The organism is Mesorhizobium sp. M0633 (assembly GCF_040320645.1).
In the GTDB taxonomy this organism is placed as follows: Bacteria; Pseudomonadota; Alphaproteobacteria; order Rhizobiales; family Rhizobiaceae; genus Mesorhizobium.
In genome coordinates, this window is sequence record NZ_JAMYQC010000007.1 from 144192 (window position 1) to 165794 (window position 21603).

Here is a 21603-nt window from a genome sequence, read left to right on the forward strand (position 1 = left end):
CTCAAACCCCCGTCACAAACCCGTCCAGCACGCGTTTCTGGCCGGCTTTGTCGAAGTCGATGGTCAGCTTGTTGCCTTCGATGGCCGAGATGTTGCCGTTGCCGAATTTCTGGTGGAAGACGCGGTCGCCGACGCTGAAGGGGGACGGCGTGTCGGCGACGGATTTGGCGACCAGCTCGCCGTCGATGGTGCGGCCCTTGACCGAGGTGCGGCCGGCGCCGTAGCCGGAGTCGGTTTCGCCATAGCCGATGCGCTCGACCTGGTGGCCGGAGCGCGTGCCCCAATTGCGGTCGGTGGCCTCGGTGCGGTTCGCTTGGGCGCGTTGCCAGCCCGGCGTCGCATAGGTGCTGGAGAAAGCGCCGGATTTCTCGGCGCCGTTGTTGCCGCCGATGTTGTCGAAGCGCGATGCTCCATAGGGGTTCTGCCTGCCCGCCCCTTGGCCACCGCGACCGGAGGCGAACGAGCCGCCGCCATAGGCATTGCCGTAGCCGCCATAGGAGTTGCCGCTCTCGGAAACTTCGACATGAGCTTCCGGCAGTTCGTCGAGGAAGCGCGACGGGATGGTCGATTGCCAGAGGCCGTGGATGCGGCGGTTGGAGACGAACCAGATGTGCAGGTTCTTCTTGGCGCGGGTCAGGCCGACATAGGCGAGACGGCGTTCCTCCTCCAGCCCTGAGCGGCCGCCCTCGTCCAGCGCGCGCTGATGCGGGAACAGCCCTTCCTCCCAGCCAGGGAGAAAAACCGTCTCGAATTCGAGGCCCTTGGCCGAATGCAGCGTCATGATGTTGACCGCGTCGAGCTCGGCATTCTGCTCGGCGTCCATGACGAGTGCGACGTGTTCGAGGAAGGAGCGCAGCGATTCGTACTCCTCCATGGAGCGGATCAACTCCTTGAGGTTCTCCAGCCGGCCGGGTGCTTCGACCGAGCGGTCGTTCTTCCACATGTCGGTGTAGCCGCTCTCCTCCAGAATGGTCTCGGCGAGCTCGGTGTGCGGGGTGGTTTCCAGCGCCTTCTGCCAGCGCTCGAAATTGGCCGCGACCTCGCGCAGCGCGGCGCGCGGCTTCGGCTTCAGCTCGTCGCTTTCGGCAAGTTTTGCCGCCGCCTCCAGCATCGGGATGCGCAGCGCCCGTGCGGTGTCGTGGATCTGGCGGATGGTGGCCTCGCCAAGGCCGCGCTTCGGCACGTTGACGATGCGCTCGAAGGCGAGGTCGTCGGCGCCTTGCGCGACGACGCGGAAGAAAGCCAGCGCATCGCGAATCTCGAGCCGCTCATAAAAGCGCGGGCCGCCGATGACGCGGTAATTGAGGCCGAGCGTGACGAAGCGGTCCTCGAATTCGCGCATCTGGAAGGACGCGCGGACGAGGATCGCCATGTCGTTGAGATTGTGCTTCTGGCGCTGATAGGCCTCGATGGTCTCGCCGACGGCGCGGGCCTCCTCCTCGGAATCCCAGGCGGCGTGGACATGCACCTTCTCGTCGTCCTCGGCGATCTTTTCGGTGAACAGCGTCTTGCCGAAACGGCCCTGATTGTGGGCGATGAGGTGGGAGGCGGTGCCGAGGATGTGCGCGGTCGAGCGGTAGTTGCGCTCCAGCCTGATGATGGTGGCGCCGGGAAAATCCTTGTCGAAGCGCAGGATGTTGTCGACCTCGGCGCCGCGCCAGCCATAGATCGACTGGTCGTCGTCGCCGACGCAGCAGATATTTACGGTGGACAGGCGCGGGCTTCCCTCCCCCTTGAGGGGAGGGTTGCCGGGCGACGCCCGGTCGGGTGGGGTCCGTGCGGCAGTGCTCGACCTACCGGCGGCAGTGCTCGACGCTCTAGCGGTGCCTTCTGCGGCAACCCCCTCCGCCCGCTTCGCGGGCACCTCCCCCTCAAGGGGGGAGGATTGAGGCCGCTGGGCCAGCAGGCGCAGCCACATGTACTGGGCGGTGTTGGTGTCCTGATATTCGTCGACGAGGATGTAGCGGAAGCGCTTGTGGTATTCCTTCAGCACGTCCGGATTGGCGCGGAAGATGCGGATCGGGTGGCACAGGAGATCGCCGAAGTCGCAAGCGTTCAGCGTTTTCAGCCGCTCCTGGTAGGCCTTGTAGAGCTCGCGGCCCTTGCCGTTGGCGAAGGCACGGGCATCGCCCTCGGGGATGTCGGTGGGGCCTAGCCCCTTGTTCTTCCAGCCGTCGATCATCTGGGCGAACTGCTTGGCCGGCCAGCGCTTGTCGTCGAGGCCCTCGGCCTGGATGAGCTGCTTGATCAGGCGCACGACATCGTCGGTGTCGAGGATGGTGAAATCGGATTTGATCCCGGCCAGCTCGGCGTGCCGGCGCAGCAGCTTGACGCCGATCGAGTGGAAGGTGCCGAGCCACGGCATGCCCTCGACATTGCCTTCACCGATCAACAGGCCGATGCGCTGCTTCATCTCGCGCGCCGCCTTGTTGGTGAAGGTGACGGCGAGGATCTGCGAGGGGAAAGCCTTGCCGGTGGCAAGGATGTGGGCGATGCGGGTGGTCAGGACGCGCGTTTTGCCGGTGCCGGCGCCGGCCAGCACCAGCACCGGGCCTTCGGTGGTTTCCACCGCCAGCCGCTGCTCGGGGTTGAGGCCGTTGAGATAATCGGGCGCGTTGTTCTGGTTGCTGCGGGCAGCCATGGCGCGCGCGGCAATGCCCGACGGGGCCACGGGCCGCGCGTTCGGTTCGTCAAAAAAGGGCATGTCTTCCGAAAAGCCGGACATCTCCCCCGAATGTAGTGATTCGGCAGCGAAAGGCCAGAAGTGTCTCCGTTTTGTTCTCTGTCCAGTCGGTAGACTCACAATCTGGATGGGTCCGCTAACCAAAACGCCGGGCTTGCGATGGGCCGGCACCGTAAAACGCCGAGCTTGCTTGACAGGGGAAGCGGGCCGGAGAAAGTTGCGTGGGGGCAGGAACGCAATGCGGGGTTGCCCATGGACGCGTCGCGGAGCGCACCAGTCGAAGGAGCACCGTCTTGGCTGTGGTCATCACCTCCCTGATCCTTTTCCTCATCGGCCTTGCGATTGGCGGCGGCGGCATCTGGCTCGTGACGCTGGGCGGCAGCTGGTACTACGTCATCGTCGGTCTAGCTTTCCTTGTCGCGGCCTGGCTGCTCTACAGGCGCAGATCCACGGCGCTGTGGCTCTACGCGGCGATCGTGCTCGGCACGCTCGCCTGGGCGGTCTGGGAGATCGGCTTCGACTGGTGGGAGCTCGGCCCGCGCGGCGGCATCATCGTGCTTGTCGCGCTATGGCTGTTGACGCCATGGGCGCGGCGCGGGCTTACCGGTCCCGACGGACGCGCGCCGCTGATCCTCGCCGTGCTGGCCTCGCTTGCGGTCGCCGGCTATTCGATGACGACCGATCCAAAGGATATTGCGGGTGAACTCAACACCGACAAGGTGACGCCGACGGCCGATCTCGGCGGCAACGTGCCGGCTGGCGAATGGCACTATTACGGTCGCACGCAATATGGCCAGCGCTATTCGCCGCTCGACCAGATCACCGCCGAAAACGTTGCCAATCTGCAGCCGGCCTGGACCTATCGCACCGGCGACGTGAAAGGGCCCGACGACATCGGCGAGACGACCTATCAGGTGACGCCGCTAAAAATCGCCGACACGCTCTACATCTGCACGCCGCATAATTTCGCCATCGCCATCGATGCCGCGAGCGGTAAGGAGAAATGGCGCTTCGATCCGCAGGTCAAGCTCAACAAGGACCGCCAGCACCAGACCTGCCGCGGCGTGTCCTATTATGCCGATGCCAAGGTCGCCGCTGGCCAGCCCTGCGCCACACGCATCTACCTGCCGACATCCGACGCCCGGCTAATCGCGCTCGATGCGGCGAATGGCCAGGTCTGCCCGACTTTCGCCGAAGGCGGCACGCTGAACCTGCTCGCCAACATGCCATATCCGAAGCCGGGCTATTATTATTCGACCTCGGCGCCGCTGATCGTCGCCAACAAGATCATCGTCGGCGGCGCGGTCAACGACAATTATTCGACGCAGGAGCCGTCCGGGGTCATCCGTGCCTACGATGCCGACACCGGCGCGCTGTTGTGGAATTGGGATTCCGGCAATCCGGACCAGACGACGCCGCTGCCGCCGGACCAGACCTACACCAACAACTCACCCAACATGTGGTCGACGGCGAGCGTCGACGAGAAGCTCGGGCTGCTTTATGTGCCGCTCGGCAACAAGACGCCGGACCAGCTCGGCGCCGGGCGCAGCGCCAATGACGAGAAATTCTCCTCTTCGATCACCGCGCTCGATCTCAACAGCGGACAATTGCGCTGGGTGCGGCAGACCGTGCACCACGATCTCTGGGACATGGACGTGCCGGCGCAGCCGACGCTGGTCGACATCACCACGGAAAATGGCGTGGTGCCGGCGCTGGTCGGGCCGACCAAGCAGGGCGACCTCTATGTGCTCGACCGGCGCAGCGGCGAGCCGATCGTTCCGGTCAAGGAAGTGCCGGCGCCGGGCGGCGCGATCGAAGGCGACCATACCTCGCCGACGCAGCCGGTCTCGGATCTCAGCTTCAGTCCGAAACCGCTGACCGGCGCCGATATGTGGGGCATTACCATGTTCGACCAGCTGGCCTGCCGGATCGAGCTTCGGAAGTTGCGCTATGAGGGCCGCTACACGCCGCCGTCGCTGCAGGGCTCGCTGATCTACCCCGGCAATTTCGGCATTTTCAACTGGGGCGGCGTGGCAGTCGATCCGGTCCGGCAGGTGATGTTCGGCATGCCGACATACCTGGCGTTCATCTCCAAGCTGGTGCCGCGCGCCGACGTGCCGCCGCCCGGTGACACCAAGGGCAGCGAACAAGGCCTGAACCGCAATGACGGTGCGCCTTACGCAGTAATATTGAAGCCGTTCCTGTCGCCGCTAGGCATTCCCTGCCAAGCGCCGCCCTGGGGCTATGTGGCGGGTGCCGACCTTCGGACCGGAAAGGTCGCCTACAAGCATCGCAACGGCACCGTCTACGACATGACGCCATTGCCGCTGCCATTCAAGGTCGGCGTGCCCGGCATTGGCGGGCCGATGATCACTGCCGGCGGCGTCGCCTTCCTTGGTGCGGCGGTCGATGACTATGTGCGCGCTTATGACCTGACGACCGGCAAACAGCTCTGGCAGGCGCGGCTGCCGGCGGGCGGGCAGTCGACACCGATGACCTACACGGTAGCCGACGGGCGCCAGTTGGTCGTCATCGTTGCCGGCGGCCACGGCTCGGTCGGTACCAAGCCGGGCGACTATGTGATGGCCTATACGCTGCCGAAATAGAGAAGTTCCTTCAGAGCCCGAGATGCCCTTTCAGGTCGGGTACCGATGCAAGTACCTCACTGGTCAGCTGCGGGCCGGCGGCTGTCTCGGCCTGCTGGACCAGCATCGTGCCGGCCTGGCTGATCTGTGCCAGCGTGAGGCCCGATGCCTTTAGTATGGCGACGCCGTTGATCAGCGCGCCGGTCTTTTCGCCGAGAGCGCCGCCGAGCGCGCCCTCCAGCGAGGACAGGAGGCCACCACCGGAAGCTGCGCCGGGAGCCATGACATCATATTGCTTGGCCAGGGCGTCGGCTCCCGGGATCTTGGCGAAGAAGCTGGACAGAGTCGTGCCTTCCGCCTCGTGTTCGAGCACCGAGAAAATCGTGCCGGCGATCTTTTCCGTCAAAGCCTGGTTGAGACCGGATTTCTGGGAGACGGTGTTGATGATGTCCTGAACGTCCATGACCTTTCCTCAGGCTTTGGTGTTTGCGGGCGGGTGCCGGTTGGCGCGGATTTTGATCAACGATCGTTTGAATGCGGTGAAGGCAGTGAACCGCAGCGCCAGCAAAGCCATAGCGGCGAGGGCGAACCCACTTGCCAGAAGCGGGGAGGGAAAGGTCATGGGCGTATTCCTTCGTCGTCAATCAGGCATTCTTTTCCCGCCAAATGGCCATTCTCGTTCGCCAAATGGCCCGAGTAAGGCATAGCCCTTCTTTTTACATTGTGGTGCGTGCATTTAGCATTGCCACAAAGGACCAAAATTTAACAACAGTGCGGCGCGCGGCATCACGGCCCTCGTGCAGGGACTTATGGCAGCCTCACTCAGCCGTGACTGGACCAGGCAAGCTTCGGCTCTATGTTGCCGCGGGGGGCCGAGGAGCAAGCCATGACAACACCTGCCGGACCCACTGTCGCCGAGCCTGTCATTACCCAGGCGATGATCGATGCCTATGACGAATACGCGCATCTGACGCTCGACCGGCGGCGCTTCATGGAGCAATTGACCAGGCTTGCCGGATCGGGTGCGGCAGCTGCCGCGATCGCGCCGCTGCTGGCGGCGAACTCGGCCCAGGCGGCAATCGTGGCGGAAGACGATCCGCGTGTGAATGGCGAGGACATCAGCTATCCCGGCAGCGCTGGCGAGATGAAGGGCTATCTGGTCAAGCCGGCGGACCAGACCGGCAAGCTTGGCACCGTCATCGTGGTGCACGAGAACAGGGGTCTCAACCCACATATCCGCGATGTGGCGCGGCGCGTTGCGCTGGAAGGGTTCGTGGCGCTTGCGCCGGACTTCATGACACCGCTCGGCGGCACGCCGGACGATGAAAACAGGGCACGTGACCTGTTTTCCCAGCTCGATCCAGCACAGGTCGCCGCCGATGCCGTGGCAACGGTCGCCTATCTCAAAGGCTACAAGGACGGCAACGGCAAAGTCGGCGCCGTCGGCTTCTGCTGGGGTGGCGGCACGGTGAACATGCTGGCCGCCAACGCGCCGGACCTCGCCGCCGCCGTCGCCTATTACGGCATGCAGCCAAAGGCCGAGGACGTGCCGAAGATCAAGGCCGCGCTCATGCTGCATTATGCCGGGCTCGACACCCGCACCAATGCCGGCATCGATGCCTTCAAGAAGGCACTCGACGCGGCTCATGTCGAATACTCGGTCTATGTCTATGAAGGCGCCAACCATGCCTTCAACAACGACACGTCGGCGGCCCGCTACGACAAGAAGGCGGCTGACCTCGCCTGGGGCCGGACGATCGCTTTCCTCAAGGAGAAGCTGGCCTGATCAGGTGGGCGCCGGCGCCGGTTTGTGAAGGGCGACGCCGGCCACCACCAGCGCGATGCCGATGCAGTCGGTGAGGCTCGGCACCTGCCGCAGCACAATGACGCCGATCAACGTCGCGGTGACCGGCAGCAAAGACAGCATCAGCGCGAAGCTGGAGCGCGGCAGCCGCGACATGGCAAGCTGGTCGCAAATATAGGGAATGACCGACGAGCAGATGCCGACGCCGACCGCCGCAAGCAGCAGCGGCGGCGCCGAGAAAGCCGGCAGAGCATCGGCGAAACCGATCGGCAGAACGACGAGAAGGGCGACCGCCATGGCGGCACCCAGCCCGGCGATGCCATCGCCGGCGCCGCCGCGCGCAACGCGGTGGCCGAGCACGATGTAGCCAACGAACAGCGTGCCGTTGAGGAAGGCCCAGAACAGGCCGACGGGATCGCTCGACCATTTGACGTCGATCAGCAACAGGGTGCCGGCGACAGCGATTGCGAGGGCGGCGAGATTGCGCGGGCTTCTGAGGCCAACAAGCGCAACGCCGATGGTGCCGACGAATTCGATCGCCGCCACCAGCGAGATCGGCAGCCGGTCGAGCGCCAGGTAAAACGAGCAATTCATCACCCCAAGGCAGGCGCCGAAAGCCACAAGCAACAACCGCGTCGAGCGATCGGCGCGGGCGAAGACCGCCCATGGCCGGGTCAATGGGGCAAAGACGAGTGCCGCGGTGGCGATGCGCAGCCAAGCCATGCCCAGCACGCCGACATGCGGGAACAGCAGCACCGCCAAGGCCGGTCCGAGATAGTGGAACACGGCGCTGACGCCGAACCAGAGATGCGGCGGGACCGCGTTTGCCAAGGTAAAGGCGGGGCCGGCGAGTGCCGGACTTGCTGCGGGGGCTTGCGTCCGATCTTGCATGGGATCAGTATCGCAGGCGATTTTTGCCATTGATATGGATGATGGCCGGGCATTGCGGCCATTTCCTTTCCGAAAGCAAGAAGTATTCCGCTGAAACGCCTTCGAAATGAAAATAGCGATCTGGATCCGGCGGACCTGAAAATCCTGCGCCTGCTGGAAAAGGACGCCCGCACCAGCACCGCCGAACTGGCGCGGTCGGTCGGCCTGTCGGCGCCGAGCGTTGCCGAGCGCATCAAGCGGCTGCAGGAAAGCGGTGTGATCGAGGCCTATACGGTGCGTATCAATCCGGCCGCGCTCGGCATGAAGCTGTCGGCATGGCTGCGCATCAGGCCGGTGCCGGGGCAGCTCGCCGTCGTGGCCGAAATCATCCGCGACCTGCCGGAAATCGCCCAATGCGACCGGGTCACCGGTGAAGACTGTTTCATCGCGCTGGCGCATGTCGCCTCGGTGGCCGAGCTCGAGCGGGTGATCGACCGGATCATTCCGTTCGCGATGACCAATACGGCGATCATCCAGTCGTCGCCGGTGACAGCGCGCTCGCCGCTGGGGGCGGTGAAGCGCCAGCCTTGACGCTTGGGATCGTTCGTCAGCACATCATCAGAAATGCAAACCGGACGGCCGGTCTGTTTCTTCCCCCACCGTTCAGGCGTGGCCGCGTTTCATCCGCGCCTGCTTCAGGATGGCGCGCCAGCGGATCATGGCGAAGGGGATCGGCTCGTTGTTGTTGGCGATGTGGAAGATCTCGTTATTGAGGTTCTTCAGCGAGCGCCAGAAATCATAGTCGGTGATGCGTGGATCAGCCGCCAGCCTGTCCGCCTCGACCTTGATATCGGTTTTCATGCACGTTCCCCGAACCGCTGCTGCTCCGCCGCCCGTATCGCAATTCGATGCGGACGGTTTTCCAACGCCGCGCTGAGTCGTTCAACGTCTCAATTCGGCTTGTTCACGTTAAAACCTCGGTAAGGTTAACGGCGGTTTGACCGTGGTTCAAGCCGGCTTACGACGAATACCGATCGAGCGGCCGGCGCGCTCCGGCATCGGCAGGGCGGCATGGGCGGCGCGCATCGCTTCCACCCTGGCCAGGACGTCGGCGGGGAAGGGCGCTACCTTCGGGCCAGCCATGTCGACGTGCAGCGACAGCGTTTCGGACGTGGCGGCAAGCCAGCCGTCGAGATGCCGGATTTCCTGATAGGCCCTCAGCCGCTTCTCGTCATGGTCGAGGAGTTGGAACGAGACCGTGACCTTGTGGTCGAGATGCAACTCCTGGACGTAGCAGACATGGACTTCCGCCGTGTAGATGGTCAGCCGCCGTTCCCTTACATAGTCCGGCCCCATCCCCATCATCTCGAAGGCTTCGTCGGAGCACCGGTCGAACAGCACGTTGTAATAGGCCATGTTGAGATGGCCATTGTAGTCGATCCAGGCCTCCTCGATGTCCATGGCGCGAGAGACGAAAGGGGCGGGGATGGGCATCGGAAACTTCCTTCTCGTCATGCCGGGATGAGCATGGACTGGACAGAGCGTGGTTGGTGAGACTACGCATCCGTAGATGCAGAACAAGGGTGGACGCTGGTCCATCCGCGGAGGAATCGATGGCTCTAAGCGACCTCAATCCGGTCGAGCGCAACGAAGAAGGGATCGCCGCCGTACTCGGCATCCTCAAGCAGCGGCTCGGCGAGCGATTCCAGACCGGCCAGGCGATCCGCGCCCAGCACGCGCACACTACGACCTATATCCCGACGCAGGCGCCGGACGGCGTCGCCTTTGCCGAGACGACGGAGGAGGTGCAGGAGATCGTGCGCGCATGCGCGGCGCATCGCGTGCCGGTGATCGCCTTCGGCGTCGGCTCTTCGCTGGAAGGCCACACCAATGCGCCGGGCGGCGGCATCTCACTCGATACGTCACGCATGAACCGCATCATTGCGGTCAATCCGCAGGACCTCGACTGCACCGTCGAGCCCGGCGTGACGCGCGAGGATCTCAACCGGCACCTGCGCGACACCGGCCTGTTCTTTCCGATCGACCCGGGCGCCAATGCCTCGCTCGGCGGCATGGCGGCGACACGAGCGTCGGGCACCAACGCGGTGCGCTACGGCACGATGCGCGAAAACGTCCTGTCATTGATGGCGGTGATGGCCGACGGCGAGGCAGTGACGACCGGCAAGCGCGCCAAGAAAAGCTCGGCCGGCTATGATCTGACGCGGCTGCTGATCGGTTCGGAGGGCACGCTTGGCATCATCACCCAGCTGACTTTGAAGCTGCAGGGCATTCCGCAGGCGATTTCAGGCGGCGTTTGTCCGTTCCCCAGCCTCGAGGCGGCGTGCAACGCGGTGATCGCGACCATCCAGATGGGCATTCCGGTGGCGCGCATAGAATTGGTCAACGCGCTGCAGATGCGGGCGATGAAGACCTATTCGAAGCTCGACTATCCGGAGAGCCCCTGCCTGTTCGTCGAGTTCCACGGCAGCGATGCCAGCGTCGCCGAACAGGCCGAGACCTTCGGCATGATCGCCGAGGAAAATGGCGGCGGTCCGTTCCTGTGGACCAGCGTCGCCGAAGAGCGGACGAAATTGTGGAAGGCCCGGCACGATGCCTACTGGTCGTCGCTGACGCTGCGGCCGGGCGCCAAGGGCCTCTCGACCGATGTCTGCGTGCCGATCTCGCGCTTTGCCGAATGCGTCACCGAGACCGAAGCGGATATCGCCGAGATGGGCCTGATCGCGCCGATCGTCGGCCATGCCGGCGACGGCAATTTCCATGTGCTGGTGCTGATGGACGTGGACGACCCGAAGGAGATCGCATTGGCGGAAAAATTCGTGGCGCGGCTCAATATGCGCGCCATCGCCATGGACGGCACCTGCACTGGCGAGCACGGCATAGGGCAAGGCAAGATCGGCTTCCTGCGGCATGAGCTCGGCCATGGCGTCGACATCATGCGCACGATCAAGCAGGCGCTCGACCCGCTGAACATCATGAACCCGGGCAAGATATTGCCGGGAAAGGACTGACATCAGGCCGCTGCCGCGCCCCGATTTGCCTCTTTATCGACACGCTGATGCGGGTAGAGTGCCACTGACTTTACTATCAACTGTCTAGGAGTTCATGCTCGCACGCCTGTTCGTGATCTTTGGTGGGCTTCTCGTGCTGGTGCTGTGTGCGGCGCTGGTGGTGCCGTACTTTGTCGACTGGACAGGTTACCGTGCCGATTTCGAGCGCGAGGCCAGTGCCGTTCTGGGCCGCAAGGTGACCGTGCGAGGCGATGCGACGGCAAGGCTGTTGCCGTTCCCCTCGGTGACCTTTTCCAACGTCGCCGTTGCCGGTGGCCCCAACGGCCAGCCGGCGATGACCGTCGAAACCTTTTCGATGGATGCAGAACTCGCGCCATTCCTGCGCGGCGAGGTGCTGATCTTCGACATGCGCCTGGTGCGGCCGAAGGCGACGATCGACATCGCCGCCGACGGCACGGTCGACTGGACGATACGGCCGTCCTCGCCTTTCGATCCCGGCCAGATCTCCATCGAGAAGCTGACGGTGACGGAAGGACAGATCGCGCTCAGCCACGCCGCCGGCGGGCGCAGCCATCTTATTTCCGAGATCAACTCGACGATCTCGGCCAAGTCGCTGGCCGGCCCCTGGCGGCTGGACGGCTCGCTGTTGCTGGACGGGTTGCGGACCACGATCGCCGCTTCCACCGGCAAGACCGAACCGGACGGGCAAATGCGGCTCAGGCTCAAGGCCGATCCGGATGACTATCCGCTGGTCATCGAGACCGACGGCAATGTGGGCCTCGTCGAGGGCGCCGCGGTCTATTCGGGCCAGTTCAAGATATCGGGCGCAGACCGAACTGCGGCGCAGCTGCGCGGCACCGGCGGCGAGGCACTGAAAGTCAGCGCCGGCAAACCGGACCCGGGCTTCAGGCTGAACGGCAAGTTTTCGCTCGACCACCAGAAGCTCGGCGTCGACGAATTCCGCTTCGAGACGGGACCGCTCGACAATCCCTACACCGCCGACGGCAAGGCTGCGGTCGACCTTGGGCTGAAGCCGCATTTCTCGATCGAGGCCAATGGCGCGCAGGTGCAGTTCGACGAGGCCGTAGGGGCGGCGGCCGGCGCCGGATTGACGCTGTCCGAGCGGGTGGCGGCGCTGGAGCAGGCGCTGCTCGGTCTACCGAAGCCGACCATACCGGGTACGGTCGAGGTGAAACTGCCGGCCGTGGTTGCAGGCGACACCACGGTTCGCGACGTGCATCTGTCCGCCGAACCGGCCGAGGGCGGCTGGGCGGTAAAATCGCTGGCCGCCACGCTGCCCGGCCGCGCCAAGCTGGAAGCCAATGGCTTGGTCAGCGTCGAGGACCATTTCGGTTTCACCGGATCGCTGCTTCTGGCGGTGGCGCAGCCCTCCGGCTTCGCCGCATGGCTGTCGAAGGACGTCGACGAGGCGATCCGCCGCTTGCCGGCCGCCGGCTTCAAGGCCAAGGTGGATTTGAGCGAGAAGCACCAGGCCTTCAGCGATCTCGAACTCATCCTCGGCAAGGCGAAGTTCTCCGGCCGCATCGATTCCAGCCAGCCCGACGACACCCGTCCATCGGTGCTGATGCAACTGGAAGGTGGCGAACTCGATGTCGATGGGCTCGCCGCCTTCGCCTCGATCTTCGTCAGCGACAAGGGCGCCAACCGCTTTTCCGATCGCGACCTCGATTTCCAGATCAAGGCCGGGCCGGTCAGCGCCGGCGGGTTGACCGCCGATAGCGTCGATACTGCGCTTAGATTGCGCGAGGGGTTGCTTGAGATCGACCGACTGTCGGTCGGCGGACTTGCCGGCGCCTCGATCAGCGCTACCGGCCGGATCAAGGATTTCCCGGCGAGCCCGACCGGCAAGCTCGACGCCTCGGTGGTCGCCGTCGACCTCAAGCCGCTGATCGACGTCGCCGTCCGGCATTATCCGGATAATGCGGTGCTGAAGGGGCTGGCGGAGCGTGCTGCTGCCTATCCCGAGTTGTTCCAGGATGCGCGTATCGACGCGGTCACGAGTGCCGCAGACAATGGCGACGGTACGACCGGACTGGCAATGAGCGCACAGGGCAAGGCCGGTGGCTCGGCCTTTTCGGCGTCGTTGTCCGGCAAAGGGGCGCTCGACCGGCCTCTCGAAGCGCCGGTGACGCTGACCTTCAACGCAAGGAATGCCGACGCCACCGCACTTCTGGCGCTTTACGGTCTGCCGGCACTGCCGCTCGGCATGCTCGGCGAGGCGACCACCGACGTCTCGGCCAAAGGCACACTTGGCGGCGGCCTGGCGACACGCTTCAGCCTGGCCGGCAACGACTTCAAAGCTGGTTTCGACGGGACAATTGCCGACACGTCTCAGGGCGCGGCCGCCAAGGGCAAGGTCAGCCTTGAAACGGCCGACATCGAGCCATGGCTGATGACGACCGGCGTCGGCCTGCCCGGCATGGGCACCGGCATGTCGACGTCGCTTGCAGCCGATGCCGATTACGGCAATGGTCTCCTGGTGCTGAGCGGCCTCAGCGGCGCCGTCAACGAAGCGGCGGTTTCCGGTGACGTAAATATCGACATCAAAGAGGGGCTGCCGCATCTTGCCGGCGCGCTGTCGCTGGACGAGCTGGACCTCGATCCGATCGCGGTGATGCTGTTCGGTGACCAGGCCTTCCTTGTCAATGACAGGACCTGGCCGACAGCACCGTTCAGCCAGAAATCCAGTCTGCCATTTACCGCCGATCTCGATCTGACGGCGGCGTCGCTTGCCGCCGGCCCGCTTGCCACCGCCTATGACGCTGCGCTGTCGCTGCAGCTCGACCAGGAGGGCATCCGCGTTTCCGACCTCAAGGCAAAGTTCCTCGGCGGCGCGTTGAGTGGCCTGTTCGAGCTCAAGAACAATGACGGCACCGGGCTTTTCTCCGGTCAGATGAAACTCGCCGGCGCCGATCTGGCAGCCGTGCTGCCGGAGGCCGGCATCAGCGGAAGCGGCGAGTTCTCGACGGCGCTTTCGACCAGCGGCAAATCGGTCGACGCGATGGTTGCGGCGCTGTCCGGTTCCGGCACGGCAACGCTCAAGGGCATGACTATTGCCGGCTTCAATCCCGATGCCTTTGGCGCATTCATCGCCAAGGCCGATGCGATAGGGCGCGATATCGACGCGTCGAAGACTGCCGGCTTCGTGCCGCAGATCGCCGCGGCGGGCAGTTTTCCGGCGCAGGACACCGATATTGCCTTAACCATCGCCGGCGGCACGCTGAGGGCGCCGCCGGTCAAATTCGAAAGCCCGGGCGCGACGCTGTCCGCCGACATCACCGCCGATCTGAACACCAGCACCGTCGACGCCAAGGGCGAGATCGCTTACCGGCCCGGCGACGAGGCGCTGGTCGGCTCCGAACCGATTTTGAATTTCAGCGTCGACGGGCCGTTCGGCGCCACCAAACGGCAGTTCGACAGCGAGCCGCTGGCACAGTTCCTGACCCAGCGTGCGCTGGAAAAGGAGCAGCAGCGGGTCGAAGCCATGCAAGCCGCACTGCTCGAGAAACAAAGGCTGCGGCGGGAGGTGCGCTACTACGCTGCGCTGCAAACCGAGCGTGAAAGAGCGGCGGAGGAACTGCGCAGACAACAGGAAGCAGCGCGGCTGAAGGCCGAGGCCGACGCCAAGGCAAAGGCCGAAGCCGAGGCGAGGGCGCAGGCTGAAGCCAAGGCGAAAGCTGAAGCGGACGCCAAGGCACAGGCGGATGCGGAGGCGAGGGACCAGGCTGAGGCCAAAGCGAAGGCTGAAGCGGACGCCAAGGCAAAGGCCGAAGCTGAGGCGCAGGCCCAAGCCGAAGCGGAGGCCAGGGCGCAGGCTGAAGCCAAGGCGAAGGCGGATGCAGCGGCGAAGGCCGAAGCCGAGGCCAGGGCGAAAGCCGAGGCGGCTGCAAAGGCCGAAGCCAAAGCCAAGGCGGCGCAACAGGCTGCCGAGGAAGCAGCGCAGGCCGAAGAACAGCAACGCCAGAGGGCGGAAGAGGCGTTGCGGATCGCCTCGGAAGAGAAGGCAAGGCTCGACGCCGAACGCAAGGCCGCGGCGGAGCGAGCGGAACGGGCGCCACCGGCCGCAAATAACGTGCCACCGCCAGTGCAGCCCCCGCCAAAGCTCAAGTTCGATCCCTCGTCGATCGACGATCTGCTAAAATCGCTGAATGGCGGGTGACGGCGCATCCCTTATGTGTCGAGTCCAGCAAGCAAGCGCTTCAGCATCGGCTCGATCCGCCCGAGTTCGTCGAGATGAGCGGCTGACAGGTTGGCGAGACTGTCGTCGGCGCGCTCGGTCAGCCGCAGCAGCACGCGGCGGTGGTCCTCCTCGTCGTGGTCCCTTGCGACGAGCCCGGCTTCGCAAAGACGGTTGACCAATTCCACTGCGCTGTGATGGCGGATGCGCAGGCGCTCCGCGAGGTCGCCAATGGTCACTGGCCCTCCGCCGGGAAACCCTTTGATTGCAAGCAGGGCCTGATGCTGGCGTGGTGTCAGGCCGGCTTCCTGCGCCTGGATCTGGCTGAATTCGAGAAAGCGGCGGATCAGGTAACGAAATTCGGACAGCCTCTGGTAGTCGGCAGGCCCGATCGTTGCGCCGCGCTTTTGTGGCTTCGAAGTGTCTGCCATCGATTCCTTTCCGACAAAGCCGCAAACGGGCCTTGAACATTTATATCGTGTTACGATACAGAGCGCACCAACATGGCTCGTGCCCGCCATCTTCGGTGGCACGGCCGGCGACCCATCCGCAAGTCGGCACGCCGCCAGAAAGCAAGGTCTGCAAATGAAGTCCGATCACGCCAACCCCGGCCATCTGCGCGATTTTACCACCGATGCCCGGGTGCTGCTCATTGCCGGCATAGCGGTGGTGGTGGCGACGGCGGGGTTGTTTGCCGGCATTGCCCTTTTGAAGCTGATCCGGCTTGCCACGAACATCGCCTATTTTGGCCAGTTTACGCTCGCCGACCTGAAACTGCAGGATACGCCGCTTGGCTATGCCTCGGTATTTGTTCCGGTCATCGGGGCACTGATCATCGGTCTGATGGCTCGCTTCGGAAGCGAAAAGATTCGCGGCCATGGCATTCCCGAAGCCATCGAGGCGATCCTGCTCGGACGCTCGCGGCTCGACGCCAAGGTGGCAATCCTGAAGCCGTTGTCGTCGGCGGTCTCGATCGGTACCGGCGGGCCATTCGGCGCGGAAGGGCCGATCATCATGACCGGCGGCGCCATCGGTTCGCTGATCGCGCAGATGCTGCCGGTCAGTGACAATGAACGCAAGACGCTGCTGGTGGCGGGTGCGGTGGCCGGCATGATTGCGGTGGAATTGCTGCTCTTCGAATGGACGCCGCGCAGCTTCATTCCTGTGGCGGTCGCCTCGATCATTGCCGAGGTCGAGCGCACCATGCTGCATCTGCCGGGGCCGATCTTCCCGTTTCAGGGCGGCATGGAGGTTTCATTTCCCGGCCTTGCCGGCTGGGTGCTGGTCGGCATGGCAGCCGGGCTGCTATCGGGGTTGCTGACCCAGATGGTCTATGCCTGCGAGGACGGTTTCCAGAAGCTGCCCATACACTGGATGTGGTGGCCGATGCTCGGCGGCCCGGTGGTCGGCATTGGCGGGCTGATCGAGCCGCAGGCGCTCGGCGTCGGCTATGACAATATCGCCGACATGCTGGATGGCCGCACGATAGCGACCGCCGCGCTCACCCTGTTGGTGGTGAAGGCGATCATCTGGTCGGTCGCACTCGGCTCGGGAACGTCGGGAGGTGTGCTGGCGCCGCTGCTGATCATCGGCGGGGCGATGGGCGCGGTCCTCGCCGGCTTCCTGCCGGCCGCGGATCCGGGCTGCTGGGCACTGCTGGCGATGGCGGCGACGATGGGCGGCACCATGCGTGCGCCGCTGACCGCCACCTTCTTTGCGGTCGAACTGACCGGCAACACCCATGTCCTGGTGCCGCTGATTGCGGCGACTGCCACCGCGCATGCGGTGACCGTGCTATTGATGAAGCGTTCGATCCTCACCGAAAAAATCGCAAGGCGAGGGCATCACATGGTTCGCGAATACCGTGTCGATCCGTTCGCCCTGACCAGGGTGCGCGAGGTGATGACGCATCCGAGCTTTCCGGTCGTCGATGAAGAAGGCCACGTGCTCGGCGTCATCGACCCGCCGGCGATCCTGCGCTGGAGACGCGCCGGCAAGCACCGCACGACGCCGCTTGGCGAACTGCTGGCCGGCAGCAAGGTCACGCTGGCCTATCCGGATGAGTATCTCGAGGGCCTCTCCGACAAGCTGCTGATGGCGAACGTGTCCCATTTGCCGGTCGTCACGCGAGAAAATGCCCGGCTGGTGGGCTATGTCGGCTGGAAGGACCTGATGCGCGTCAGATCGAAGAAACAGGCCGAAGAACGCGACCGCTCGGCTTTGCTGGGCTTCCGTATCCGGCGCAGGAAACAGGATAGCGTTGCCTGAAGGCTACAACTTGCCGCGCTTGGCCCAATCCAGCACATAGAGCCGGAGCGCCGAGGAGAGATTGGCATCGCGCGGGCGGCTCTCGTCGATTTCGGCGACAAGGGCGGCGAGCGTCAGTTTTCGCACGGCCGCGATGGCGACCAGGTCGTCGTAAAAAGGCTTTTCGAGCGAATAGCTGGTGCGGTGGCCGCGAATGGTGACCGAGCGCTTTTCCACCGGGCTCACGAGACGATCCTACTCACACTTCAAGCATCGGATTTGTCCGAATCGCCCGAATTTTCGCGGCGATGGCCGGCGACGAATTTATCGGCCTTGTCGGCGATCAGGCGGTCGCGATCCCGGCTGGGTTTGGAACGGCCATGCAGCGCCCGGTTCTGTTCGGCCAGGCGCTCCTTCTCGGCTCGCGCCTTCTGCTTGCGTGCCTGACGGAGATTGACGATCTCGGCCATGTCACGCCGCCCGTCGGGTCACTTCTTGCGGAAGGCGTCAAGCGACACCACGTCGGCGCCCTTGGCGCCGGCGTCGGCCGCGGCAGGCTTCTTTTCCGCCTCGGCGGTTTTCTTCTTCGTCTCGGGCTTTTTCTCGGCGACGATGGCCAGCGGTTCGGGAGCAGGCTTGGCCTTTGTCTCCTGTTCCGCCGGGGTATCGGTCTTGACGTCGAATTCGAGCTCGAAGTTGACGGACGGGTCGTAAAAGCCGCGTACGGCCGAGAACGGGATTTCCAGTTTCTCCGGCACGTCGGAAAACGACAGCCCGACCTCAAAGCCGGTGTCGCTCACCTTCAGGTCCCAATACTGGAACTGGATGACGATGGTCATCTGTTCGGGATAGCGCTCGCGCAGCCGCGACGACACGCGCACGCCCGGCGCGCCGGTGAGAAAGGTGATGAAGAAATGATGGTTGCCCGGGAGACCGGTGCGCGCGACCTCGGCCAGGACCTTGCGCATGACGCCGCGCAACGCCTCCTGGGCCAGAATGTCGTAGCGGATGTGGTCGTCGGCCATGTGGCTGTCGGGTTCCGTTGAATCGTCCTGATAGCTGTAATCAAGCTTGAGCGCGGCGTAAACCGGATATAGATCGCCGGCGTGCGGAAGCGAAGCCCATTGCCGACGATTTGATCGTCAAACGGCTTTGATCGTCAAGCGCTGGCGAGCGCGCCCTGTTTGCTTGCCCGGGCCATAGGCTGCCGCTTGCCGAAGGCGCGCAGGAAGGTGCGCACGCCATTTGTCGCCGACTGCACCACCTCGTCCTCGGTCGGTGTGCCGCCGAGCATGAACGTCGTCTGCAACTCGGCATTGGCAAGCGCCATGAACTGGCGCGCTGCGACATCGGGATCGTCGATGTCAAGGAAGCCGGCATGAGCGAGGCGGGCGAAGCGGGCGGCGATCGCTGGCCATGTCCTGCCCGGTCCTTCTTCGCGCCATTCGGCGAACAACTCGGGATAGCGCCCGCCCTCGGTCTGGATCAGCTTGCGCAGGAATTTGCCGTCGCGGTTGCAGATGCAGTTGTGGTTCATCCGCACAGCAAAGGCGATGAGGTCGGCCTCGAGATCCTTCGGCTGATCGGGAAAAGTGGAAATCGTGGCAAAGATGCCGGCATTGCAACGTTCGGTGAGGTCGCGGACGATGGCAACGAAGAGTTTTTCCTTGTCGCCGTGATGATTGTAGATGGTCTGGCGGGAGACGCCGGCCTCGGCGGCAATCATGTCGATATTGGCACCGGCAAAGCTTTCGCGGCAGAAGACCGAGGCGGCGGTATCGACAATCGACATGCGCTTGGCCTCGTGGCCTCGCGGCGGGAAAATGTCAGGAGAGACGTTGGCCTTCATGCAAAACTATATAGAGGTGGTTGACGAATTAGACAAGCCTGTCTAAATTTGTGGACTTGCACGAAGGGGTTTCGTTCCGCAGAAGAGTCGGAACTCCACGGGATGGAACGTCCTAGGGTTATACGCCGGTCCTCGGCGGCAACCAGAATTCGAAAGAGCCTGCTATCATGAACGCCAAATTCCTCCGCATTGCGGTCGTGCTCGGCCTGTTGTCCGCGATCGGCCCGTTTGCCATCGACATGTATCTTCCGGCCCTGCCTTCAATCGGTGAGGATCTGCATGCCGGCACTGCCGCGGTGCAGATGAGCCTGCTGATCTTCTTTCTTTCCATGGGCTTCGGCCAGATCGTCGTCGGACCGATCTCCGACATGGTCGGCCGCAAGCTGCCACTCTACGGCGGCCTGGCGCTGTTCATGGTCGGCGGCGTCGGCTCGGCGCTGGCTCCCTCGATCGAATGGCTGATCGCCTTCCGCTTCCTGCAAGGGCTCGGCGCCAGCGCCGGCATGGCCGTGCCGCGCGCGATCGTGCGCGATCTGCATACCGGCACCGAGGCCGCCAAGCTGATGTCGCTGCTGATGCTTGTGTTTTCGGTGTCGCCGATCCTGGCACCGCTGACCGGTAGCCAGATCATCGAGAATTTCGGCTGGCGCGCCGTGTTCTGGACGGTGACGGGCGCGGCCGTGCTCGCCACCATCCTGCTGGCGACCTCGCTCAAGGAGACACGGCCGGTCGAGGAGCGCGCCGGGTCGTCCTTCGGGACGGCACTTTCCGGCTACCGCTTCCTGATGGGCGACCGCAACTTCCTTGGCCTGACGGCCATCGCCGGCTTCGGCATTGCGAGCTTCTTCGTCTATCTGTCGAGCTCGTCCTTCATCCTGATCGACCATTATGGCCTGTCGCCTTCGGTCTACAGCGTGTTCTTCTCGATCAATGCGGTTGCCTTTATCGGCATGTCGCAGCTGACCGGGTTGCTGTCGGAGCGGTTCGGGCTGCAGCGCGTGGTGCGCGTCGCGGTGACCGGCTATGCGACGACGATGGTGGTGCTGTTCGCGGTGATGGCATCGGGTGTCGACCGGCTCGACGTGATGGCGGCGCTGCTGTTCATCGGCTACGGCTTTCTCGGCCTGGTCATCCCGACGACGTCGGTGCTGGCCATGGAAGAGCATGGCGAGATCGCGGGTACCGCGTCGGCGCTGATGGGCACGCTGCACTTCGCCATCGGCGCGGTCGCCATGGGCGTCGCCGGCGTGTTTTTCGACGGCACGCCGCTGCCGATGGTGGCGGGCATCACGCTCTGCGCGGCGATCTCCTTCACACTGGCCAAAATAACGCTCGGCCGCAGCCGGGACGTCGCGGAAGCGCCGGCGGAGTAAACTTCGCCTATCGAGACAAAAAGGCCGGGCGATGTTCCCGGCCTTTTCACGTTTGCCGTCCCGGTTCAAAGCAGTCTATGCCTATATGACGGGTTCAGGACATGCAGCTTCGACATCTCAAAACCTTCGTGGCGGTCGCCACCACCTTGAACATCACACGCGCCTCCGAGCGGGTTCATCTTGCCCAATCGAGCGTGACCGAACAGATCCAGGCGCTGGAAAGCGATCTAGGCACGTCGCTGTTCGACAGGTCACGGCGTGGCTTGAAGCTGACGGCGGCGGGACAACGCCTGCTGGACTACGCAAACGATCTCCTCGACCTCGCGGACGAAGCCCGTTCCGCAGTCGCCGACGCGAGCGGCACGGTTGCCGGTCGCCTGACTGTCGGCGGCCTGGAGACGCTTTGCTCGACACGCTTGCCAGCTCTGCTGGCGGAATTCCATCGGCGCCATCCCGATGTGAAACTGAACCTCAGGGCGGACGATAGCAGTGGGTTGCGTGCCGGCGTGACAAGCGGGGCGCTGGACGTATCTTTCCATTTCGGAGCCGTCCCGGCGGCGGCGCCGGAGCTGCGAAGCGAGCAAGTGGCAGTGGAAGAGCTCGTCACCATAATGCCGGCAAATCACCGATTGGCTGGACATTCTGCCATGACGCCCGACGACCTGGCTGACGAGGCCTTCCTCGTGACCCAGCCCGGTTGCGTCTATAGGCGGATGTTCGACGAAACGTTTGCCGCAACGTTGCCTGACCGTCCAAAACTCGTCGGCGAGTTCGCCAGCATGGGTGCGATACGGGGCCTTGTCGCAGCCGGTCTTGGATGCGCGCTGGTTCCGCGTCTCGTGGCTTCCGCGGCTGACGCCAATGTTGTCGTGTTGCCTTGGGTCGCAAGCAGCCCGGTGACGCCGGTCATCATGGTATGGCGCCACCGGCGCATTCAAGCGCCGGTCATGCGGCTGTTCCTCGCA

At 64.2% G+C, this 21603-nt stretch carries 17 protein-coding genes and 1 pseudogene; 8 read left to right on the top strand and 10 right to left on the bottom strand.

Going from position 1 to position 21603, the window contains the following annotated elements; translation table 11 throughout:
- Position 1 precedes the first annotated feature (1 nt).
- Positions 2-2725, bottom strand: a complete 2724-nt coding sequence (locus NKI47_RS09725) for an ATP-dependent helicase (RefSeq protein WP_352589531.1) — start codon at positions 2723-2725, stop codon at positions 2-4.
- A 251-nt stretch (positions 2726-2976) separates the two neighbouring features.
- Here NKI47_RS09725 and NKI47_RS09730 point away from each other — a divergent pair, with 251 nt between their 5' ends.
- Positions 2977-5289 (top strand): glucose/quinate/shikimate family membrane-bound PQQ-dependent dehydrogenase, encoded by a 2313-nt coding sequence (locus NKI47_RS09730; RefSeq protein WP_352589534.1) that lies wholly within the window; start codon positions 2977-2979, stop codon positions 5287-5289.
- 10 nt (positions 5290-5299) lie between these two features.
- Here NKI47_RS09730 and NKI47_RS09735 read toward each other — a convergent pair whose 3' ends face one another.
- Positions 5300-5731: a hypothetical protein gene (locus tag NKI47_RS09735; protein WP_023676720.1), complete on the bottom strand. Its 432-nt coding sequence runs from the start codon at positions 5729-5731 to the stop codon at positions 5300-5302.
- A gap of 423 nt (positions 5732-6154) precedes the next feature.
- Here NKI47_RS09735 and NKI47_RS09740 point away from each other — a divergent pair, with 423 nt between their 5' ends.
- Complete coding sequence (locus NKI47_RS09740) at positions 6155-7054, top strand: dienelactone hydrolase family protein (RefSeq protein ID WP_352589537.1); 900 nt, start codon at positions 6155-6157, stop codon at positions 7052-7054.
- Here the strand turns inward: NKI47_RS09740 and NKI47_RS09745 are convergent, their stop codons facing one another.
- Positions 7055-7963: an EamA family transporter gene (locus NKI47_RS09745; protein WP_352589540.1), complete on the bottom strand. Its 909-nt coding sequence runs from the start codon at positions 7961-7963 to the stop codon at positions 7055-7057. It lies immediately after the preceding gene.
- 90 nt (positions 7964-8053) lie between these two features.
- Here NKI47_RS09745 and NKI47_RS09750 point away from each other — a divergent pair, with 90 nt between their 5' ends.
- Entirely contained in the window at positions 8054-8533 is a 480-nt protein-coding gene (locus NKI47_RS09750) for an Lrp/AsnC family transcriptional regulator (RefSeq protein WP_352589729.1), read from the top strand.
- Between the two features lie 72 nt (positions 8534-8605).
- Here NKI47_RS09750 and NKI47_RS09755 read toward each other — a convergent pair whose 3' ends face one another.
- Positions 8606-8803 carry a hypothetical protein gene (locus tag NKI47_RS09755; protein ID WP_023676715.1) on the bottom strand — a complete coding sequence of 66 codons (198 nt, stop codon included), beginning with the start codon at positions 8801-8803 and terminating at the stop codon, positions 8606-8608.
- A 147-nt stretch (positions 8804-8950) separates the two neighbouring features.
- Positions 8951-9436, bottom strand: coding sequence for a thioesterase family protein (locus NKI47_RS09760; RefSeq protein ID WP_352589543.1), 486 nt, complete (start codon positions 9434-9436; stop codon positions 8951-8953).
- Between the two features lie 119 nt (positions 9437-9555).
- Here NKI47_RS09760 and NKI47_RS09765 point away from each other — a divergent pair, with 119 nt between their 5' ends.
- Both NKI47_RS09765 and NKI47_RS09770 read left to right on the top strand, forming a co-directional pair.
- Positions 9556-10971 (top strand): FAD-binding oxidoreductase, encoded by a 1416-nt coding sequence (locus NKI47_RS09765; protein WP_352589546.1) that lies wholly within the window; start codon positions 9556-9558, stop codon positions 10969-10971.
- Between the two features lie 94 nt (positions 10972-11065).
- Positions 11066-15151 carry an AsmA family protein gene (locus NKI47_RS09770; protein ID WP_352589549.1) on the top strand — a complete coding sequence of 1362 codons (4086 nt, stop codon included), beginning with the start codon at positions 11066-11068 and terminating at the stop codon, positions 15149-15151.
- 11 nt (positions 15152-15162) lie between these two features.
- Here the strand turns inward: NKI47_RS09770 and NKI47_RS09775 are convergent, their stop codons facing one another.
- Complete coding sequence (locus tag NKI47_RS09775) at positions 15163-15600, bottom strand: MarR family winged helix-turn-helix transcriptional regulator (RefSeq protein WP_352589552.1); 438 nt, start codon at positions 15598-15600, stop codon at positions 15163-15165.
- 154 nt (positions 15601-15754) lie between these two features.
- On the opposite strand from NKI47_RS09775, the gene NKI47_RS09780 reads away from it, so the two are divergent.
- Complete coding sequence (locus tag NKI47_RS09780; RefSeq protein WP_352589555.1) at positions 15755-17437, top strand: chloride channel protein; 1683 nt, start codon at positions 15755-15757, stop codon at positions 17435-17437.
- A 3-nt stretch (positions 17438-17440) separates the two neighbouring features.
- Here the strand turns inward: NKI47_RS09780 and NKI47_RS09785 are convergent, their stop codons facing one another.
- From NKI47_RS09785 to NKI47_RS09800, 4 genes are all read right to left on the bottom strand, one after another.
- Positions 17441-17662 (bottom strand): ribbon-helix-helix domain-containing protein, encoded by a 222-nt coding sequence (locus NKI47_RS09785; protein WP_352450079.1) that lies wholly within the window; start codon positions 17660-17662, stop codon positions 17441-17443.
- Between the two features lie 20 nt (positions 17663-17682).
- Positions 17683-17886: a DUF4169 family protein gene (locus NKI47_RS09790; RefSeq protein WP_023676708.1), complete on the bottom strand. Its 204-nt coding sequence runs from the start codon at positions 17884-17886 to the stop codon at positions 17683-17685.
- 18 nt (positions 17887-17904) lie between these two features.
- A complete protein-coding gene (locus NKI47_RS09795) occupies positions 17905-18441 on the bottom strand; it encodes an SspB family protein (protein WP_023676707.1) in 537 nt (178 codons plus the stop codon).
- A 134-nt stretch (positions 18442-18575) separates the two neighbouring features.
- Positions 18576-19265, bottom strand: coding sequence for a TetR/AcrR family transcriptional regulator (locus NKI47_RS09800; RefSeq protein WP_023676706.1), 690 nt, complete (start codon positions 19263-19265; stop codon positions 18576-18578).
- A gap of 167 nt (positions 19266-19432) precedes the next feature.
- On the opposite strand from NKI47_RS09800, the gene NKI47_RS09805 reads away from it, so the two are divergent.
- On the top strand, positions 19433-20638 hold the full coding sequence (locus NKI47_RS09805) for a multidrug effflux MFS transporter (RefSeq protein ID WP_023676705.1): 1206 nt from the start codon (positions 19433-19435) through the stop codon (positions 20636-20638).
- A gap of 101 nt (positions 20639-20739) precedes the next feature.
- Positions 20740-21561, top strand: a pseudogene (locus tag NKI47_RS09810) (LysR family transcriptional regulator); the annotation flags it as partial.
- Positions 21562-21603 lie beyond the last annotated feature (42 nt).

Excerpts from the sequence above, each read along its gene's own strand:
- NKI47_RS09725 (WP_352589531.1), bottom strand. The coding sequence starts at position 2,725 with ATGTCCGGCTTTTCGGAAGACATGCCCTTTTTTGACGAACCGAACGCG.
- NKI47_RS09765 (WP_352589546.1), top strand. The coding sequence starts at position 9,556 with ATGGCTCTAAGCGACCTCAATCCGGTCGAGCGCAACGAAGAAGGGATC.
- NKI47_RS09740 (WP_352589537.1), top strand. The coding sequence starts at position 6,155 with ATGACAACACCTGCCGGACCCACTGTCGCCGAGCCTGTCATTACCCAG.
- NKI47_RS09795 (WP_023676707.1), bottom strand. The coding sequence starts at position 18,441 with ATGGCCGACGACCACATCCGCTACGACATTCTGGCCCAGGAGGCGTTG.
- NKI47_RS09775 (WP_352589552.1), bottom strand. The coding sequence starts at position 15,600 with ATGGCAGACACTTCGAAGCCACAAAAGCGCGGCGCAACGATCGGGCCT.
- NKI47_RS09735 (WP_023676720.1), bottom strand. The coding sequence starts at position 5,731 with ATGGACGTTCAGGACATCATCAACACCGTCTCCCAGAAATCCGGTCTC.
- NKI47_RS09780 (WP_352589555.1), top strand. The coding sequence starts at position 15,755 with ATGAAGTCCGATCACGCCAACCCCGGCCATCTGCGCGATTTTACCACC.
- NKI47_RS09755 (WP_023676715.1), bottom strand. The coding sequence starts at position 8,803 with ATGAAAACCGATATCAAGGTCGAGGCGGACAGGCTGGCGGCTGATCCA.
- NKI47_RS09745 (WP_352589540.1), bottom strand. The coding sequence starts at position 7,963 with ATGCAAGATCGGACGCAAGCCCCCGCAGCAAGTCCGGCACTCGCCGGC.
- NKI47_RS09770 (WP_352589549.1), top strand. The coding sequence starts at position 11,066 with ATGCTCGCACGCCTGTTCGTGATCTTTGGTGGGCTTCTCGTGCTGGTG.
- NKI47_RS09805 (WP_023676705.1), top strand. The coding sequence starts at position 19,433 with ATGAACGCCAAATTCCTCCGCATTGCGGTCGTGCTCGGCCTGTTGTCC.
- NKI47_RS09800 (WP_023676706.1), bottom strand. The coding sequence starts at position 19,265 with ATGAAGGCCAACGTCTCTCCTGACATTTTCCCGCCGCGAGGCCACGAG.
- NKI47_RS09760 (WP_352589543.1), bottom strand. The coding sequence starts at position 9,436 with ATGCCCATCCCCGCCCCTTTCGTCTCTCGCGCCATGGACATCGAGGAG.
- NKI47_RS09790 (WP_023676708.1), bottom strand. The coding sequence starts at position 17,886 with ATGGCCGAGATCGTCAATCTCCGTCAGGCACGCAAGCAGAAGGCGCGA.